Origin of the sequence: Leisingera sp. ANG-M1 (assembly GCF_000813745.1) — a bacterium.
In the GTDB taxonomy this organism is placed as follows: domain Bacteria; phylum Pseudomonadota; class Alphaproteobacteria; order Rhodobacterales; family Rhodobacteraceae; genus Leisingera.
The window spans coordinates 188,742-203,780 of sequence record NZ_JWLC01000005.1; the positions used below are offsets into that span (position 1 = coordinate 188,742).

Genomic DNA, 15,039 nt, shown 5'->3' on the forward strand with positions numbered 1-15,039 from the left:
AGCTGCAGCTTAACGCTGTCCCGCGGCCAGCACCCTGGGCAGTGCGGCGGCCTGATCTACCGGCAGGGCGGCCAGCGGCCGGGAAACGCCCCTGAGCTGGAACTCCTGCAGCGCGAATCGCCCGGCGTCATAGCCTGCGGCTTCCAGCAAACGGGCCGAGATCAGCAGCTCGATGCCCAGTTCCTTGGTTTGTGCCTCCAGGCGGCTGGCCGTGTTGACGCTGCCGCCGATGATGGTGCGCGGGGCATGGGCGGCGCTGCCGATCTCACCCAGCACCAGCTCGCCCAGGTGGATGCCGATGCCGATACGGATGTCCGGCTCGCCATCGGCGGCAAGCTGGGCGTTGAAGTCCTGCAGGGCGGTGCCGATGGCGGCAGCCGCGTCCAGTGCGGCCTGGGCGGAGAGCGCCGGTGTCTGTGCCTCAAACAGCGCCAGCAGCCCGTCGCCAAGGTATTTGTCGACGGTGCCGCCGGCTTCGGTAATGGCCGGGACAATGGCGTCGAAGAAACGGTTCAGCAGGAATACCACGTCATAGGGCAGCTGGCCCGAAGTGCGGGCGGTAAAGCCGCGCATGTCAAGGAACAGGATTGCCAGCTGCTGTTCGCTGCCCTGGCTGGCATGGGCGCGGCCTTTTTGCCCGTCGGGGCGGAACATGCGGGTGACGGTGAGCGGCGCCTGCGGCTGGATCTGGCAGGCCAGCCGCATGTTGGCGGGCGCCTTGACGCGCTCAAGGCTGCGGGCCTCGGCGGGGGAGGGCGGCGGCAGGGTCTCGCCGCCTTCGTCGACCACCACGCGGCAGGTGGTGCAGCGCCCCTTGCCGCCGCAAAGCGATGTGTGCAGCACGCCGTTGGCCTGCGACATCTCCAGCAGGGTCTGGCCGCGTTCGGCGCGGATCTCGGGACCGAAGGCGTAGCGGATGCGCACCGCGCGGCGCCGCCGCAGGACGCGGCTCAGGACATGGGCCGCGGCGGCCAGCCCCAGCAGAACAAGAAAGCCTGTGAGGGCCTCGCTGTTGGCCTGGAACAGCGCCTCAAAGGTTTCGTTGCTGGGCCAGTTGTAGTCCTCCATCAGGGCAGGGCGCTGGCTGCCTTCGGCAAACAGGCCGAAGATACGGCGGCCCTCGGTCAGGAAGCCGGCCAGTGCAAAGCCCGGGACAAGCACCGCCAGCCCGGCCATCCAGGGGATCGCCGCCCGCCACCAGTGGGTGAGGCGCAGCCAGTAGTGCAGGCCGATGCAGCCGTGGATCCAGACGGCCAGCAGAAGCGCAGACTGCTGCCAGGCCTCGGGCGAGTTCCACATCAGCACAATGACATAGGGCATTTCGTCATTGGTGCCGAAGATTTCATGCGAGTAGCGGGTGAACACCAGGTGGTTCAGCAGCTGCAGCGGGATCAGGAAGCCAAGCAGAGTCTGCAGCCCCTCGCTGAAGCGCATCTTCAGGCTGCGGCGGCGGGCCAGGCTCCACAGCGCCAGGCCGGCGTGCAGGATCAGCGAGGCATAGAGGATGGAGCTGCCAAGCCCGCTGCGGGTGATTGCCAGGCGTGCATCCTGGAACTCCTCCATCCAGACCGGCGACAGCAGGCCAAGGCCGATGTTGAGGAAATGGAAAAACGCATAGGCAAACAGCACCAGCCCGGTGATGATCCGGGTGCGGCTGATCCAATTGCCCTGCCAGAGTGCGCTTGCCACCCGGGGGTCCTCCTGTTCGCGGCTGTCTGGCGGCAGACTGGGGCGCGCAGGCGGCGGGGTCAAGGCGGCTAGGTCGCGGGCAGGTCCGAGAGCAGCTGGCTTTCCTTTTGCTTCAGGATCATGCGGGCCGCGGGGTAGGTGCTGCTCTGATCCCGGGTCAGTTCCGGGAACAGCGCCAGGATCTCGGCCCGGATTTCCTTGCCGCCGTGCTTGAGCAGCCGGGCGCCGGGCTGGAAGCTTTCGGTCCACAGGCCGTTGGAGAACACTGCCTGGTGGCGCTCGAACAGCAGGTGCACGTAAGTCGTGCGGTTCACCTGCGCCGCAGTGACGCCGGGATGCGCCAGCAGATGGCTGGCCGCGGCCAGCACCTCGGGCTCGCCGAACATCATCTGGCAGGCGGCGCCTTTCAGCAGCAGCCGGTGCTGCGGCGACACCCAAAGGTCCTGCGCGGGCTGGCCAGGGCCAAATGCACCGGCTGCGATCCGCACCGGCTGCAGATGCGGGCAGGCCCGCAGCCAGCTGGGGCCAACCAGGCGGACACCCACCCACAAAAGCGGCTGGAAACCGTTGTCCCGGGTCAGCACCCGGTCGCCGGGGCGCAACTGCTCGACCGGGCGCAATCCCTGGTCGGTGCAGATTTCGGTGCCGGCAGTGAAGCAGGGCACAAAGCTGGAGTATTTTGCCGATCCATGGTTGCTGCCGGAGATTTTCTGGTACCGCGCGCCGTCCTTCAGCGGGATGTCGGTTGAGAAACCCCAGACGTCCTGGGTGACGCCGCCCTGTGAGAACACCGTGATGGTGATCTTCGGGCCCACCGGGTTGCCGTCATCGTCCAGCTCTTGCACGTAGTGGAAGGATTCCGCCTCGACCGCGGTGCCGGCTGCCACCATCGAGCCGCCGTCGATGATAGTGTGGCCTGCTTCCTGGTCGTCCTCGAAAATGTCGGCGCTGCCGGCGGTGTCGTCCAGCGTGACCTGTTCGATGGCATAGCTGGCATCATACACAAAGACGGTCCCGACGGGGGTGTCGGAATTGTTGATGATCGCGCTGTCCGGCGTCAAATGCGGGGAGCTGGCATCAACGGTCAGTGCGTTCGCGTTGAACGCGCTAAAGGTGCGTATTGCCATGTTGTCCCCCGGCAGAATCTTGGAGCTTTACGTTGCTTTGCCGGTGGTTTTGCGAGGGAATTTCTAATGCCCGGTTAAGGCCGCAGGACGAATGTTTTGGATTTTAGGGATTGTTCGGCGAGACGCGGGATGTGACGCGGGTAGTGTGAATTTCGTCTTATTTTCAGATGCTTATGGAGATGTTTCGCGCTGCGGCATAGGCACGCAGACTGTCAGGGGTGGGAGGGCCAGGGCTGTGCCGGGCCTGCGGTCTGCACGGTGGCCGGGCTGATTGCAAACAGCGCCAGATGCGCAAGCTCCGGCCGGGAGCGGGAGGAGTAGAGCAGGCCCTGGGCGTCGACCGCTCGGGCCGTATCGGAATGCATCCAGGTTGGTGCTGGCGCGCCGCTGGCGCGGATGTCCTGCCACACCGCAGAGACGCCGGGGCGGCCGCGCAGATCGGTGATCCGGGCGGCGGTCACCTGCAGCGGCAGGATGATCCGGGGCGGATCGCCGGGAGAGATATAGCGCTTGATGGCGATGCCTGCGCCCTCGGGCGTGAGGGAGGCGTAAAGGGCCGGCTGGCCGGAATGGTGGAACCGACCTTCGGGGGCGCGGGCAGGGGCCAGGGGCTGGCCTGCCTGCGCCTGAAACAGAATTCTCCAGACAGTGCCGAAGAATTCTATCACGTGTTTATTCCTGTTCCGCCAGGAAACGTTCGGCGTCGAGCGCCGCCATGCAGCCCATGCCTGCCGAAGTGACCGCCTGGCGGTACTTGTGGTCGGTCAGGTCGCCGGCCGCATAGATGCCGGGGATCGAGGTCTCGGTGGAGCCGGGCTTCACTTTGACGTAGCCGCCGTTGTGCAGCTCCAGCACGTCCTTCACCAGTTCGGTCGCAGGCGCGTGGCCGATGGCAACAAAGACGCCTTTGCAGGGGATCTCTTTCAGCTCGCCGGTCTGCACGTTCTTGACCACGACGCCCTCAACCCCCAGCGGGTTGTCGGTGCCCACGACCTCTTCGAGGGTGTGGAACCACAGGGTCTCGATCTTTTCGTTCTTCATCAGGCGGTCCTGCAGGATCTTCTCGGCGCGCAGCTCGTCGCGGCGGTGGATCAGGGTGACCTTGGAGGCGAAGTTGGTGAGGAACAGCGCTTCCTCAACAGCGGTGTTGCCGCCGCCGATCACCACAATCTCCTGACCGCGGTAGAAGAAACCGTCGCAGGTGGCGCAAGCCGAGACGCCGAAGCCCTTGAACTTCTCTTCCGATTCCAGGCCCAGCCATTTGGCGCGGGCGCCGGTCGCCAGGATCACAGCGTCAGCGGTGTAGGTTGTGCCGCTGTCGCCTTTTGCCACGAAGGGGCGCGCCGAAGTGTCGAGCGAGGTGATGATGTCGCCGATGATCTCGGTGCCCATCGCCGCCGCGTGCTCCTGCATCTTGATCATCAGGTCGGGGCCTTGCACCTCGGTGAAGCCCGGGTAGTTTTCTACCTCGGTGGTGGTGGTCAGCTGGCCGCCGGGCTCGATGCCCTGAACCAGGATCGGTTCCAGCATGGCGCGGGCCGCATAGACCCCCGCGGTATAGCCTGCAGGCCCGGAGCCGATGATCAGAACCTTGGTGTGGCGCGTCTCGCTCATGTTCGTCCCTTACATAAAGCAGCATGGCGGTCAGGCCGCCGTCAGGACATGCATATAGCGGCGCGAGGTGCTGGCTTAAACCCCTCAGCATATGTATACGGCGGGATGCGAATTTGCCGCGGAGGCAAGCATTGCGCCTTGCACCTTCGGGATGCAAAGAATATTGCGCGCGGATGAAACATTATTGCGCGGCTCCGCGGCAGTGCTATAAGAAACGCAAAAATCACAGGAGTTTCCGCCATGGTCACCACCCGCCTTGATCCGATTGATCGCAAGATTTTGTCGGAGCTTCAGGCTGATGGGCGGATGACCAATGTCGAGCTGGCCAAGCGGGTCGGCATCTCGGCGCCGCCGTGTTTGCGCCGGGTGCGGGCGCTGGAAGAAGCCGGGCTGATTCACGGTTATCATGCGGATGTGAATTCGCGCGAGCTGGGGTTTGAGGTGCAGGTCTTTGCCATGGTGGGGCTGGAGAGCCAGGCCGAGGTGGAGCTGAGCGCCTTTGAGGAGAAATGCCGCAGCTGGCCCTTGGTGCGCGAGTGCCATATGCTGAACGGCGAGGTGGACTTCATCCTGAAATGCGTGTCGCCGGATCTGAGCACTTTCCAGAGCTTCCTGACCGGCGAACTGCTGACCACCCCGAATGTGGCCAGCGTCAAGACCTCGCTGGTGATCCGCTGCGCCAAGGATGAGCCGGGCGTGCCGTTTGAGGTGCTGGAGGAGCGGCTGGCCCGCGAGGCCTGAGCGCCGCTGTCTTCAGGCTGCCGCACATGCAAAAGCCGGGCGCGCGATGGCCCGGCTTTTTTGTGCGCGGATGTCTGGCGGCCTAGAGAACGGCAGACCCGGAACGGGTGCCGCCGTCGGCCCTGGGATGCGCCAGCGGGCCGAAATCGGCAATGCTGTCGGCATGGGCAAACAGGTTCAAAAACAGCGTCTTGATCGCGTAGCTTGCCAGTTTCAGCGCATCCGGCCCCGGGTGGTAGGTTTCGAATTCCAGCCCGCCGGCATTGATCACCGCATGGCGCGGCAGGCAGAGGTGGTACATGTCCACCGGCGTCGGCGGCGCGGTTTCAAAGATGCTCATGCCGTCCTGGAACTCGGCCGCCGGGGTCAGCAGCTGGGTGCCGTCTGGGCCGCCCTGCATGTGCGGCGGCATGCGCAGCAGGCGGGCCGCAGGGCCCACCACCAGGCTGGCGGCGGGTTTCTGCAGGCCCAGGCTGTCGGCCATGAAGCTGGTCAGATGGTGGCTGCGGCCGCGGCTGCCGGGGCGGGCAGGCAAAAGGCTGGTGTGGCCGATCCACACCAATGTCTGGCCGCCGCCTTCGCTGGTCAGAATCTCGTCACCGGGCAGCAGATCCTCGACCGCAATGGGCCCCTGCGTTGTTTCCACCAGCGAGCCGCGGGAGAAGGCGCAGAAGGCATCCTCGAACAGCGGCAGCGCCGGGGCGATATGGCGGGTTTCCGAGATGCCGCCGCTGGGCAGCAGGCTGCTGACCTCATAGCGGCGCAGCTGCGGTTTGACGCCGGAACGCAGGGCGGCAGGGTCCTGCAGGAACGCGTTGGCCTCGACGGCATTGGCTGCAGCCCTCTGCAGCGACTGGGGGATGGTCATACCCGGACCTCTCCTTTCAAACTGCCCGTTTGCATCGGCCCCCACCGGCAACACAGACGCGCTTGAAACATGTGTATGCCTGTAATTTGGCGGGTTTTAATTCGAATTGTCAAAAAATCTGAAGCAAACTGGTTAACGTGCGGCCGGCCCGTTGCCGCTGCGGGCGGAACCCAGCGGCTGGCTGGAACGGGCCTAAGGCGATTCGGCTAAGGAAGCGTCAAGCGGGGCTGTGAGGCTCCTGAACCCCGGTCAGGTGCCCCGGCGGCGGCTGGCCGGGCTGGTGCAATTGCACCAGGGGAAAACCGCCGCCCGGGCACCCGTCCCCGGCGTTAACCCAGTTTCCGCTTGGGCGCAGGCACGGCCAGCCGCGCCGGCGTTTCGCCGGTGCTGCGGCGCTTGGCGGCCCAAGGCAGAGTCACGGTTTCGCTCTTGGCAGAGCGGATAATGGAGGCAATGAAACGTTTGTTCATTTTCACTAATCCTTCGCCCGGCAGCTCAGCCCGTATGCGGAGGCGGCTGCTGTTGTCTGTTCTGCATTCTTTATGGGTAAGCTTTGCGCCGTGAATGTGACCCGCGGTGGGCATTTCCGCGGGTTGAAGCGGTTTGAAAGCCGCCGTGCAGCAAGGCAGGATGCGGGCTTTACGACGTTGTTTTTGTTTTGGAAAAATACCGCCCAGGGTGCAGCTTCCGTTGCGGAAGGCACAGAATGCGGCGGAATTTCTGAAAATCCGCCACAATTGGGCAGGTTAACGCCGGGTTAAAGCCGGATGCAGGAGATCAGGCGCCCGTAGTCGGCTTCCTTGGCGTGGGTGGCGCGGCGGTAGGAGTAGAATTTCTCTGCATCGGAATAAGTGCAGTGGCGGGTCCATTCGGCGTGGCCGGCACCTGCCTGACGCAGCTTGTGCAGGCCCAGGGCGGGCAGATCGAACTGGTAGCGGCCGTTCACGCCATTGGCGAAGAAACGGGCGTAGCTGTCGTCCTGCATGACAAAGTCGTCAAAGAATTCGGGGCCGACTTCATAGGCGCGCTGCGAGATTGTCGGCCCAATCACCGCGGCAATGTTCTCGCGGCGGGCGCCGAGCCCTTCCATCGCTTCCAGCGTCGCTTCCAGAACCCCGTCCAACGTGCCGCGCCAGCCCGCATGAGCAGCCCCGATGACGCCGGCATCGGGGTCGCTGAACAGCACCGGCTGGCAATCGGCCGTCAGGATCGACAGCGCGAGGCCGGGCACATTGGTGACCATCGCGTCAGCCCGCGGCCGCTCTTGCGACGGTTCGGTGATCACCAGCACATCGGCGCTGTGCACCTGATGCACGGCGCTGAGATTTTCGGCAGGCACCTCCATGGCTGCAGCCACCCGGCTGCGGTTGATCTGCACCGCCTCGCGCTGGTCGGTGGAGCCGAGGCCGCAGTTGAGGCCGCGGTAGATGCCCGAGGAGGCGCCGCCCTTGCGGGTGAAGAAACCGTGCCGCACCGGGCCAAGCAGATCGGACGTGAGAATTTCAAGCGTCATGGGTTCAGTCCTGGCGGAGGGGCGGCCGTCGAAGGATAGAGGCCGAGTACTTTGAACAGGTTTCCCATTTCCTCGGGGTGCGTCAACCGCCGATGTGCCGAGATCAGGTTTTCCAGCGCTTCACCCTGCAGCGGTGCAGCCAGGGCGCGGGCGCGATCGGTGATGCCGAGGCGCTCCAGGAACACACCTTGCGGAGTCAGGCGGGTATGGGCACACCCCGCGGTTTTTGCGGCCATTGCCAGCGCTTCGAAGTCGACATGGGCCGTCAGGTCGGCCTGGCCGGGGGTCTGCAAGGGATCCGCAGGCGCGTGCGCGCGCAGCGCTTGCAGGGTGTCGCCAAGCGCCCGCCAATCGCCGTAGTCCACGATCAGAGCGGCACCGCCATGGGCAGCGATTCGCGCCGCAATGGAATGGGTGACGGGGGCGGCTGCTTCGCAGAGTTCGACCAGATCGCCCTCGGCTGTGTCCGCCAGCCGGTGCTCCAGTGCGGGCTGGGGTGCCGGCGGGGTGAGGCCGAAGCTGAGGGCGTTTCCAGTCAGTCCTATGCGTTTCTCGCTCCAGTGATTGCCTGCGCGGATGAACTGGCGGATGGGCAGCGCGTCGAAAAACTCGTTGGCGGCCAGGAACAGCGGCTGTTGCGGCAGGCTTTCCACAGTGTCCAGCCACTGCGGGGCGTAGCCGTCCAGCGCCTTGGCCTGGGCATCGCGCAAGGCAGGGGAGGCTTCGACCAGATGCAACTGCATGGCGGCGTGAAAGCCCGGCACGCCGCGGGTGGCGCGCAGCAGGTCTGCCATCAGGGTGCCGCGGCCGGGGCCCAGCTCCGCCAGCGTGAACGGGGCAGGGGAGCCTTGGTCGATCCAGGCCTGGGCCAGGGCCAGGCCCAGCAGCTCGCCGAACATCTGGCTGATTTCCGGCGCGGTGGTGAAATCCCCTTTGGCGCCCAGCGGGTCGCGGGTGGTGTAATAGCCGAACTGCGGGTGCAGCAGGCATTCGGCCATATAGTCGGCGACCGGGATCGGACCGTCAGCCCGGATACGGGCGGCGAGGTGGTCGGCCAGGCTCATGCCGCGCTCCGGACGGAGTTGCGGGCACGCAACAGGAAGTAAAGCCCGATGGCAATCATCGGCAGCGACAGCGCCTGGCCCTGGGTGAGGCCGAAGCCGTCGATGTGCCACGCAAGGCCCAGCGGGTTGCCGGGGGAAACAAATTGCGCATCCGGCTGGCGGAAGAATTCGACAATGAAGCGCGCCAGCCCGTAGCCTGCAAGGAACACACCCAGCAGGCGGCCCGGGGTGTGGAAGGCATTGCGCCGCCAGGCGAGGTAGAGGAGCAGGGCGCCAAGGATCAGCCCTTCCATCAGTGCTTCATAGAGCTGGGAGGGGTGGCGGGCGCAAAGTTCGCCGAGCGCTTGCCCGCAGTCCTGGGCGGCCTGGCCGGGGAAGGCAACGCCCCAGGGCAGATCGGTCGGCCGGCCCCAAAGCTCGGCATTGATGAAGTTTGAAAGCCGCCCCAGCAGCAGGCCAGGCGCCACGGTATGCGCTACCAGATCGGCCATTTGCAGGCGCGGGATGTTATGGCGCAGGGCATAGATCCAGGACGCCACGATCACGCCGATGAGGCCGCCGTGAAAGGCCATGCCGCCCTGCCAGACCTTGATGATCTCGCCCGGGTTGGCCAGGTAATAGGCGGGCTGATAGAACAGCACGAAGCCAAGCCGCCCGCCCAGGATCACGCCGAGGATGATCCAGGTAAGCAGATCCTCGATCTGTTCGGGCCGCATCGGCGGCTGGCCTGCAGGCCAAAGCGCGGGCCGGCGCAAAGCCGCCACCGCCAGGCGCCAGGCGATGACGATGCCCGCGATATAGGCCAGTGCATACCAGCGCAGCGCGAACTCGAAGCCGCCAATGGCGATGGAGAAAATCTCGGGCGAGAGGTCGGGGAAGGGGATCAGGGCCTGCATATGCGTCTGAATGCCTCTGCATGTTAAGGAGAGTCAACGGCTTGCCGCCGCGGCTTTGCTTGCCCATATAGAGGCTAAGCCTGATACGGAGAAGACGATGCAGACCCGGAACAAGATCCTGGACGATATTTCCCAGCTGATGACCAATGCGATGGGCGTCGCCCAGGGCGCCAAGGATGAGGCCGACACCGCGCTGAAGAGCATGATCGATCGCTGGCTGGCCGACCGCGATTTCGTTACCCGCGAGGAGTTCGACGCGGTGCGTGCAATGGCGCAGAAGGCGCGCGAAGAGAACGAGGCGCTGAAGGCCCGGCTGGATGCGCTGGAGGCAGGAAAAGACGCAAAATAAGTTCTTTTCAATTTACCAAAGGCACCCGCCTTTGCCGGGTGCCTTTAAATCTACTGGTGCGGTTGCGGTTAGCGGACAGCACGCGGTCCGAAGCATTGCAAGGCTGTCAGCACGCGCTGCATGCGGCGCTGTTAGACGGACAGGATCCAGACGACGGCCAGGCTCACCACCAGGTACACCAGCGTATTGACCATCCAGCGGATCAGTGCGGCTTCCCCCTCCGGGTTCACTTTCAGATATTCGCAGACTTTGGTTCCGGGCCACAGGAAGGCTTCCGACAGTGTCATAGGGCTGATCCTTAATGTGCATTTGTGATGCGTATTATCTGCACCTGTAAATGCGCATTGTAAATACCAAATATATCGGGGTGGCGAAAACGCCGCATGTTGGCGGCGCAGCTGGTGGCCGCACTATGGCCTGCCAAGATCCTTGGCTGCTCTGCAAGCGGTTTGGCCCATTCGATGGAAACCAAGTTTCCAATCTAAGCGGCGGCGAGTCAGCAGTCCCCGCAATCGCCTGATTTCGGATGGTATTCCGCGATGCCGCCGCGCGTATCCAGCGAAAAATGGCAGCAGTCCTCAAACGCCTTGCGCAACTCGGCGCGGCCCTTTTGCACCCGTGATTTCAGGGTGGAATAGGGCAGGCCGCTGGCCTCGGCGTAATCGCGCTGGGACATGCCCTGCAAGTCGATGGCGGTGAGCGCTTCGGCGGTTTCCGGCGGCAGCGACTGGATGAAAGGCGCGACGCAGGCTTCCAGCTCCTGCCGGGTCTCCGGGTCGTCCTTGGCGTACCACAGGTCATCGGGGTGCGGCGGCGCGCGGCGGCCGGTCTTGCGGTAGTGGTCGATGATGGCGCGCTGGGCGGTTTGGAACAGCCAGGGCTGCAGCCTGGCGCTGTCCTGAAGATCAGGCAGGCCGGTGAAGACCTTGATCGAGATCTCCTGCAGCAGGTCTTCGGCGTCCTCCGGGTTAGCCACCCGGGACCGCAGGAAGGCACGCAGGCGGGCTTGATACTCCGGCCAGATGTCTTCGATTGTCATGTCCGGGCCTCCCGGTTGCCATATGCGCAATTCTCGATGTGTTCTGTTATACTGGCACGGGGCGGCCGCGCAATCGGCACCCAGGTGTGTTTAAACGGGGGACAGGTACAATGACGGCACAGAATGGCTATCTGCTGATTGCGGATATTTCGGGGTACACGCAATTTCTAACCTCTTCGGAGCTGGATCACGCCAATCCGATCCTGCAATCGCTGCTGCAAGCGGTGGCTGAGCAAGTCGATGCCCCGTTGCACTTCTGGAAGCTGGAGGGCGACGCGGTGCTGGCCTATTCGACCCGGCAGGAGCTGGTTTCGGGCGATCTGATGCTGACCTTCTGCGAAAACCTCTATAACGCTTTTGCCACCCGCCTGCAGGACATCGTTGCCAATACCACATGCCCCTGCAAGGCCTGCGCCAATGCGCACGGGCTGGACCTGAAGATCATCGTCCACTTTGGCTCCTTTGAGGAAATGCAGGTGGGGCCGGTCACGGATCTGTCCGGTGCCGATGTGATCCTGGTCCACCGGATGACCAAGACGGGGGCGGCAGCGGAAACCGGTGTGCGCAGCTATGCACTGTTCAGCGACGCGGCAGTTCGGCAGATGCAGCTCGAGGCCGCCATGGCGCCTTACTCTCAGGATTTCGAGCACTTTGGCGATGTCTCGATGCAGGTCTATGACCTGGCCCGTGCCTGGGACCGGTTCAGGGCCGGTCAGGAGCGGGACTTCCTGGAGGAGGCCGACGGGGTCTGGACTTACCGGCGCCGGATTGATGCGCCGGTCCAGCTGGTTTGGGAGGCGCTGACCGCGCCGGAGTTCAAGGTGCGCTGGATGGACAGAGTGGGTGCGATCAGGATGGAAAACCCCGAAGGCCGCCTGGGGCCTGGCTCGGTGTATCACTGTGCCCATGAGCTGGCTGAATTTGTCTACAGGATCACGGACTGGCAGCCCTTCGACTATTTCTCGACCCGGATCAAGGATCCGGCGCGGGAAGGCGTTGAGCTGCCCGAAACCTACCACCTGACGCCGGTGCCGGGCGGGACCGAGCTGCGCTATACCATGGGCCGGGCCTTTGACAGTGCGGGCAACCGGTCCGAAGCTTCTGAGCAGGAGGCTGCCGGGTTCCTGGCGGAGTTCTGGCCGGTGTCCTTTGACGCGATGGACCCGCAACTGGCTCCCCGGTCCTGAGGCAGGCAGGCCCTCATTGATTGAAGCGCAAACCCGGCCCTGCCGCAGCGGCCCGGGCTTTACTCTTGAGGTTTTCCATTTCATAGTCGCCAAGCCGGCATTTAGGGGGCTGTGGATAGTTCATCCACAAGTTATTGCAGATATCCCCAAAATAAAGGGTTGTCAGAACATCAATTCAGGCCCACCATATCTGGTATGGGAGCGGGGATGCCTCCCCGGCCCATAGCACATAAATCTAGCTATAGGGCGCCTCTGTGCCCCGAAAGCTAGGCATACAGAGAGGTGGCATCATGGCACTATCCGAGCTTCACCTGGACGAAGACATTCACCCGATCGACATTGTCGAGCATCTGGCCTCGCGCCATGACTGGGACTTCGACAGGGTCGGGGACGACCAGATCGCCATGTCGGTGGAAGGCCAGTGGCGCACCTATTCGCTGACCCTGGCCTGGTCGGGCTACGAGGAATGCCTGCGGCTGGTCTGCAGCTTTGAAATGGAGCCGCCGGAGGCTGAGCTGCCGCGGCTCTATGAGCTGATCAACCGGATGAACGACCAGTGCTGGGAAGGCTCCTTCACCTATTGGGCGGATCACAAGCTGATGCTGTTCCGCTATGGGCTGATGCTGGCCGGCGGCCAGATGGCCAGCCCGCAGCAGATCGACGCGATGCTGAATGCAGCCGTGGCAAATGCCGAGCGCTACTACCCGGCGATCCAGCTGGCGGTCTGGGGCCAGCGCAGCCCGGAAGAGGCGCTGCAAGTGGCCATTGCAGAGGCCTACGGCCGGGCGTAAGACTTTGCCCTGAACCTAGGAATTTGGGGAGGGGCTTAAAATGGATATGACGGAAATCGCTGCGCGCGGGCTGGTGCTGCTGGGCTGCGGCAAGATGGGATCGGCGATGCTGGCCGGCTGGCTGGAGGGCGGATTGCCCGCATCCTCGGTCTGGGTGATCGATCCGCGGCCCTCGGAGTGGCTGCAGGGCACCGGCGTTCATATCAACGCAGAGCTGCCGGCGGCGCCGGGCATTGTTCTGATCGCAGTGAAGCCGCAGATGATGGGTGAAGCGCTGCCGACGCTGCAGAGCTACGGCAATGGGTCGACCCTGTTCATCTCGGTGGCAGCAGGAACCTCGATCGCAACTTTCGAAGATGTTCTGGGCGCGCAATCCCCGATCGTGCGGGCGATGCCGAACACGCCGGCCGCTGTCGGCCGCGGCATCACTGCGATTATCGGCAATGACCACACCAGCGCCGCCGATCTGGAGCGCGCCGAAGGACTGCTGCAGGCGGTGGGCCAGACCGTGCGGCTGGAGAATGAGGACCAGATGGATGCGGTCACCGGCGTCAGCGGTTCGGGGCCGGCTTACGTGTTTCACCTGATCGAGACCCTGGCCACCGCGGGCGAAGCGCAGGGCCTGCCGGCAGAGCTGGCGATGCAGCTGGCCAAAGCGACCGTTGCGGGCGCCGGTGCCCTGGCAGAAGCGGCCGAAGAAAGCCCCAGCCAGCTGCGGATCAATGTGACCAGCCCCAACGGCACCACCCAGGCCGCTTTGGAAGTGCTGATGGATGATGACGACGGCTTCCCGGCGCTGCTGAACCGCGCGGTGGCGGCGGCCACCAGCCGCTCTAAGGAGCTGTCGCGTGGCTGAGATCTCCTTTGACGACTTCCTGAAGGTCGACGTCCGCGTGGGTGAAATTGTCCGTGCAGAGCCGTTTCCCGAGGCGCGCAAGCCGGCAATCAAGCTCTGGGTCGATTTCGGGCCGGATATTGGCGTAAAAAAGAGCTCAGCGCAGATTACGGCGCATTACATGCCGGAAACGCTGGTGGGCAAGCAGGTTCTGGCCGTCGTAAACTTCCCGCCGCGGCAGATCGGCAAGTTCATGTCAGAAGTCCTGGTGCTGGGCCTGCCGGATGAGGATGGAGAAATATTCCTGGCGGGTCCCGATGGACAGGTCCCGCTGGGCGGGAGGATGCACTGAAATGAAAATCTGGATTGCGCGGCCGATGACGGCAGCGGTGGAGGCCCGGGCGCGGGAGGCGTTCGGGGATCTGGAGATCCGTGAGACCAATGCGGTGATGAGCGAGGCGGAGATGCTGCGCGCGCTCAGCGAGTTCGACATTGTTGTGCCGACGCTGGGCGACAAGTTCTCGGCGGAGATCTTTGCCAAGGCGGGCACCCCGCGCTGCAAGCTCTTGGCCAACTTCGGTGTCGGCTACAACCACATCGACGTTGAGGCCGCGCGCGCGGCAGGCGTCGAGGTGACGAACACACCTGGGGCGGTGACCGATGCTACCGCCGATATCGCGATGACGCTGATCCTGATGTCGGCGCGCCGCGCCTCGGAAGGTGAGCGGATGCTGCGCAAGGGCGATTGGGAGGGCTGGCACCCGACCCAGATGCTGGGTTTGCACGCCACCGGCAAACGCGTCGGCATCGCCGGCATGGGCCGCATCGGCCAGGCCATTGCGCGCCGCTGCCACTTTGGCTTTGGCATGGATGTGTCTTATGTGGCGCGGTCCGAAAAGGACCTGGACTTCCCGGCGGACCGGGCCGAAAGCCTGACCGCGATGGCAGTGGAGGTCGATTTCCTGGTGGTGGCGGTGCCGGGCGGCGCAGAGACCTATCACCTGATCAACGCCGAGGTGCTGAACGCGATGCAGTCCCACGCGCATCTGATCAACATCGCCCGCGGCGAAGTGGTCGAGGAAGCGGCGCTGATCGAGGCGCTGCAGCAGGGCCGCATCGGCGGCGCGGGGCTGGATGTCTATGAGTTCGAACCCAAGGTGCCGCAGGCGCTGATTGATCTCGATAATGCCACCCTGCTGCCGCATCTGGGCACTGCCACCGAAGAGGTGCGCAGCAACATGGGCCATATGGCGCTGGATAATGTCGCGGCCTATCTGGCCAGAACAGAGCTGCCGAACCGGGTGTGAAGCGGCGCGGGCGGACCGG

Annotated in this window: 18 protein-coding genes; 7 read left to right on the forward strand and 11 right to left on the reverse strand. The window is 64.3% G+C overall.

The window, feature by feature from the left end:
* Positions 1 to 9: 9 nt before the first annotated feature.
* From RA19_RS03170 to trxB, 4 genes are all read right to left on the reverse strand, one after another.
* Positions 10 to 1,689, reverse strand: a complete 1,680-nt coding sequence (locus tag RA19_RS03170) for an adenylate/guanylate cyclase domain-containing protein (protein WP_039159489.1) — start codon at positions 1,687 to 1,689, stop codon at positions 10 to 12.
* Positions 1,690 to 1,757: 68 nt separating this feature from the next.
* Positions 1,758 to 2,816, reverse strand: coding sequence for a Hint domain-containing protein (locus RA19_RS25645; protein ID WP_052261625.1), 1,059 nt, complete (start codon positions 2,814 to 2,816; stop codon positions 1,758 to 1,760).
* A 212-nt stretch (positions 2,817 to 3,028) separates the two neighbouring features.
* Positions 3,029 to 3,484, reverse strand: a complete 456-nt coding sequence (locus tag RA19_RS03180; RefSeq protein WP_082020436.1) for an RES family NAD+ phosphorylase — start codon at positions 3,482 to 3,484, stop codon at positions 3,029 to 3,031.
* Between the two features lie 4 nt (positions 3,485 to 3,488).
* The gene (gene trxB / locus RA19_RS03185) at positions 3,489 to 4,430 is read right to left on the reverse strand and encodes a thioredoxin-disulfide reductase (RefSeq protein WP_039159491.1); all 942 of its coding nucleotides are present in this window, start codon (positions 4,428 to 4,430) and stop codon (positions 3,489 to 3,491) included.
* Between the two features lie 240 nt (positions 4,431 to 4,670).
* On the opposite strand from trxB, the gene RA19_RS03190 reads away from it, so the two are divergent.
* Positions 4,671 to 5,171, forward strand: coding sequence for an Lrp/AsnC family transcriptional regulator (locus tag RA19_RS03190; RefSeq protein ID WP_039159493.1), 501 nt, complete (start codon positions 4,671 to 4,673; stop codon positions 5,169 to 5,171).
* Between the two features lie 82 nt (positions 5,172 to 5,253).
* Here RA19_RS03190 and RA19_RS03195 read toward each other — a convergent pair whose 3' ends face one another.
* The 5 genes from RA19_RS03195 to lgt form a co-directional block, all read right to left on the reverse strand.
* Positions 5,254 to 6,039 carry a Hint domain-containing protein gene (locus RA19_RS03195; protein ID WP_039159495.1) on the reverse strand — a complete coding sequence of 262 codons (786 nt, stop codon included), beginning with the start codon at positions 6,037 to 6,039 and terminating at the stop codon, positions 5,254 to 5,256.
* A gap of 329 nt (positions 6,040 to 6,368) precedes the next feature.
* A complete protein-coding gene (locus RA19_RS26850) occupies positions 6,369 to 6,509 on the reverse strand; it encodes a hypothetical protein (RefSeq protein WP_193748213.1) in 141 nt (46 codons plus the stop codon).
* Between the two features lie 287 nt (positions 6,510 to 6,796).
* Positions 6,797 to 7,552: a peptidoglycan editing factor PgeF gene (gene pgeF, locus RA19_RS03205; RefSeq protein ID WP_039159498.1), complete on the reverse strand. Its 756-nt coding sequence runs from the start codon at positions 7,550 to 7,552 to the stop codon at positions 6,797 to 6,799.
* Positions 7,549 to 8,616, reverse strand: coding sequence for a class I SAM-dependent methyltransferase (locus RA19_RS03210; RefSeq protein WP_039159499.1), 1,068 nt, complete (start codon positions 8,614 to 8,616; stop codon positions 7,549 to 7,551). The genes pgeF and RA19_RS03210 overlap by 4 nt, the downstream gene beginning before the upstream one ends.
* Positions 8,613 to 9,512: a prolipoprotein diacylglyceryl transferase gene (lgt, locus tag RA19_RS03215; RefSeq protein ID WP_039159502.1), complete on the reverse strand. Its 900-nt coding sequence runs from the start codon at positions 9,510 to 9,512 to the stop codon at positions 8,613 to 8,615. Before lgt ends, RA19_RS03210 begins: the two co-directional genes overlap by 4 nt.
* A 97-nt stretch (positions 9,513 to 9,609) precedes the next feature.
* Between lgt and RA19_RS03220 the strand changes: the two genes are divergently transcribed.
* Positions 9,610 to 9,861, forward strand: coding sequence for an accessory factor UbiK family protein (locus RA19_RS03220; protein ID WP_039159503.1), 252 nt, complete (start codon positions 9,610 to 9,612; stop codon positions 9,859 to 9,861).
* 131 nt (positions 9,862 to 9,992) lie between these two features.
* On the opposite strand, the gene RA19_RS26855 is transcribed toward RA19_RS03220, so the two are convergent.
* Positions 9,993 to 10,148, reverse strand: coding sequence for a hypothetical protein (locus RA19_RS26855; protein ID WP_193748214.1), 156 nt, complete (start codon positions 10,146 to 10,148; stop codon positions 9,993 to 9,995).
* Positions 10,149 to 10,357: 209 nt separating this feature from the next.
* Positions 10,358 to 10,900 (reverse strand): RNA polymerase sigma factor SigZ, encoded by a 543-nt coding sequence (gene sigZ / locus RA19_RS03225; RefSeq protein WP_039159505.1) that lies wholly within the window; start codon positions 10,898 to 10,900, stop codon positions 10,358 to 10,360.
* Between the two features lie 110 nt (positions 10,901 to 11,010).
* On the opposite strand from sigZ, the gene RA19_RS03230 reads away from it, so the two are divergent.
* The 5 genes from RA19_RS03230 (at position 11,011) to RA19_RS03250 (ending at position 15,020) form a co-directional block, all read left to right on the forward strand.
* Entirely contained in the window at positions 11,011 to 12,087 is a 1,077-nt protein-coding gene (locus RA19_RS03230; RefSeq protein WP_039159507.1) for a DUF2652 domain-containing protein, read from the forward strand.
* A 290-nt stretch (positions 12,088 to 12,377) separates the two neighbouring features.
* On the forward strand, positions 12,378 to 12,878 hold the full coding sequence (locus tag RA19_RS03235; RefSeq protein ID WP_039159509.1) for a YbjN domain-containing protein: 501 nt from the start codon (positions 12,378 to 12,380) through the stop codon (positions 12,876 to 12,878).
* Positions 12,879 to 12,918: 40 nt separating this feature from the next.
* Complete coding sequence (proC, locus tag RA19_RS03240; RefSeq protein ID WP_039159510.1) at positions 12,919 to 13,734, forward strand: pyrroline-5-carboxylate reductase; 816 nt, start codon at positions 12,919 to 12,921, stop codon at positions 13,732 to 13,734.
* Positions 13,727 to 14,065 (forward strand): tRNA-binding protein, encoded by a 339-nt coding sequence (locus RA19_RS03245; RefSeq protein WP_039159511.1) that lies wholly within the window; start codon positions 13,727 to 13,729, stop codon positions 14,063 to 14,065. Before proC ends, RA19_RS03245 begins: the two co-directional genes overlap by 8 nt.
* A 1-nt stretch (position 14,066) precedes the next feature.
* Positions 14,067 to 15,020, forward strand: coding sequence for a 2-hydroxyacid dehydrogenase (locus RA19_RS03250; RefSeq protein WP_039159513.1), 954 nt, complete (start codon positions 14,067 to 14,069; stop codon positions 15,018 to 15,020).
* Positions 15,021 to 15,039: the final 19 nt, after the last annotated feature.